The organism is Streptomyces sp. UH6, assembly GCF_013421635.1.
GTDB classification, from domain to species: Bacteria; Actinomycetota; Actinomycetes; order Streptomycetales; family Streptomycetaceae; genus Streptomyces; species Streptomyces abyssomicinicus.
This window is the reverse complement of sequence record NZ_JACADT010000770.1, coordinates 1-2,741: the sequence shown is the minus strand read 5'-3', so window position 1 is coordinate 2,741 and position 2,741 is coordinate 1. Positions and strand designations below refer to the sequence as shown.

Annotated in this window: 2 protein-coding genes; one reads left to right on the top strand and one right to left on the bottom strand. The window is 71.7% G+C overall.

What is annotated here, in order from left to right:
• Positions 1-124 precede the first annotated feature (124 nt).
• Positions 125-1,633: a glycine betaine/L-proline transporter ProP gene (gene proP, locus HW445_RS25565; protein ID WP_180223267.1), complete on the bottom strand. Its 1,509-nt coding sequence runs from the start codon at positions 1,631-1,633 to the stop codon at positions 125-127.
• A 332-nt stretch (positions 1,634-1,965) separates the two neighbouring features.
• On the opposite strand from proP, the gene HW445_RS25560 reads away from it, so the two are divergent.
• Positions 1,966-2,741, top strand: a 776-nt coding sequence (locus HW445_RS25560; protein ID WP_180223266.1) for an ATP-binding cassette domain-containing protein, incomplete at its 3' end; no start/stop codon positions are given.

The following is a 2,741-nucleotide window of genomic DNA, read 5'->3' as shown; positions in this document are numbered from 1 at the left end:
CCGCAACCCGGAGAAGCTGCGGCCCTGGGCCCGGGACGGCTGAAGGGCGGCCGACGCCGCCGGTGACGCGGCCGGGACCCTCGGGCGCCGCTACCCGGCCCGCCGTGCGCGGCACACGGCGGGATCAGAACCGCGGCGAAGGCGCCCGGCTCTCCACCAGGAGGGCCGCCTCCTGCGGTGTGGAGACCGACGGGGGCGAACCGTCCAGCGGACGGCGTGCCGTCTCCTTCATGAAGGCCACCGAGACCACACCCACCAGCGCCGCCGCCATCGAGTAGTAGGCGGGCATCATGTCGCTCCCCGTCACCGAGATCAGCGCCGTGATCACCAGCGGCGTCGTCCCGCCGAACAGCGAGGCGGACAGGTTGTACCCCACCGCCAGCGACCCGTACCGCACCGGCGTCGGGAACAGCGCGGGCAGAGCCGCCGACATCGTGCCCAGCAGGCACACCAGCGACAGGCCCAGCATCAGCATGCCGGACCCGACCGCGACGAAGCTGCCCTGCTTGACCAGCAGGAACGCCGGGACGGAGAGCACCAGGAAGCCCAGCATGCCCGCCATCAGCAGCGGCTTGCGGCCGTAGCGGTCGTTGAGCCGCCCGACCTGGTTGATGAGCAGCATCAGCACGACCATCGTCCCGATCAGGAACAGCAGACCGTGGGTCTCGGAGTAGCCCATCTCGTCGGAGAGATAGGTCGGCATGTACGACAGCAGCATGTAGTCGGTGATGTTGTACGCGCCCACCAGGCAGATGCAGAGGATCAGCGTGGGCCACTGCCTGCGGAAGATGTCCTTCAGGTCTGCCGTGGCGCTCGGCTCGACATGGGCCGAGGCCGCCGCCGAGCGGTGCGAGGACTCCTCCTCGAGTCGCTTGAACGCCGGCGTCTCGTCGAGCCTCAGCCGCAGGTAGAGGCCGACGAAGCCGATGGGCCCGGCCACCAGGAACGGCACCCGCCAGCCCCAGTCCTCCATCCCCTGGTCGCCCAGCAACACCGTCAGCACGGTGACCAGCCCCGCCGCGGCGACGTAACCGGCCAGGGTGCCCAGCTCCAGGAAACTGCCCCAGAAACCCCGGCGGCGGTCCGGCGCGTACTCGGCGATGAAGGTCGACGCGCCGCCGTACTCACCGCCCGTGGAGAAGCCCTGGACCAGCCGGAACAGCAGGAGCAGGACGGGCGCCCAGAAGCCGATCGTCGCGTACGAGGGGATCAGCCCGATGCAGAAGGTGCCCGCCGCCATCAGGATCATGGTGAGCGCGAGGACCTTCTTGCGTCCGATCCGGTCACCCATCGGGCCGAACACCATGCCGCCGAGCGGGCGCACCAGGAACGACGCCGCGAAGGTGGCGAACGACGACAGCAGCTGCACCGTCTCGTTGCCCGGCGGGAAGAAGACATGGCCGATGGTGACGGCCAGATAGCTGTAGATGCCGAAGTCGAACCACTCCATCGCGTTGCCCAGCGAGGCGGCCTTGACCGCCCTGCGGACCATCGCCTCGTCCGTGACCGTGATGTCGGTGCGTCGCAGCGGAGGGTTACGGCGCCGGCTCGCGGCCCGGAACAGGGTGCGGTGGCGGCGGACCGCCCCGGGATCCGGTGCGGTCCCGGTCGACGGTGAATCGGGCAACGCCATGGAGGGACGTCCTTTCTCCGGTGGCTGTGGGCGTACAGGGATCTCCTCTGCTCACTCGCGGCATCGTCAATCGCGAGAGGGACGCACATCACTGTGCGCCTTCCCGCCGCCCGACCCGCCGCCGACCCGCCGCCACCCGCCGTCCGACCCGCCGGTCCGCGCACACGCCGTCCCCGCCCGCCTCCCGCATCATCGGAAGCAGGAGGAAGGGGCCGGGCCGACCGATGAGTCCGCGGCGCCCCCGGAGTCTGCACCGGTGGGTGCACGCGCATCCCGGGCGGCCTTCCCGGCCGCCCCGCAGCCCCCTCGCAGCACCGGAGAGGAAGGTTCCCATGAGCCAGCCGACGCCCGCCCCGGCCGTGGAGACGGCGGGACTGGTGAAGACCTTCGGCGGGACACGCGCCGTCGACGGCGTCGACCTCGTCGTTCCCACCGGAACCGTCTACGGGGTCCTCGGCCCGAACGGCGCCGGCAAGACCACCGTGGTCAAGATGCTCGCCACCCTCCTGCGCCCCGACGGCGGCGAGGCCCGCGTCTTCGGCCACGACGTCGTCAAGGACGCCGACCGGGTCCGCAGCCGGGTCAGCCTCACCGGCCAGTACGCCTCCGTGGACGAGGACCTCACCGGCACCGAGAACCTCCTCCTGCTCGGCCGCCTCCTCGGTCACGGCCGACGGGCCGCACGGGAACGCGCCGCGCAGCTGCTCGACGCGTTCGGGCTGGCGGAGGCGGCCGGCAAGCAGGTCAAGCAGTACTCCGGCGGCATGCGCCGCCGCATCGACATCGCCGCCTCCATCCTCAACACCCCCGACCTGCTCTTCCTCGACGAGCCCACCACCGGGCTGGACCCGCGCAGCCGCAACCAGGTCTGGGACATCGTGCGCGCCGTCGTCGCCCAGGGCACCACCGTGCTGCTCACCACCCAGTACCTGGACGAGGCCGACCAGCTCGCCTCCCGGATCGCGGTGATCGACCGCGGCACGGTGATCGCCGAGGGCACCAAGGGCGAGCTCAAGGCGTCCGTGGGCGCGGGAGCGGTCGTGCTGCGCCTGCGCGACCCCGGGCAGCGGCCCCGGGCCGCCGAGATCCTGCGCCGGACGCTGGACGC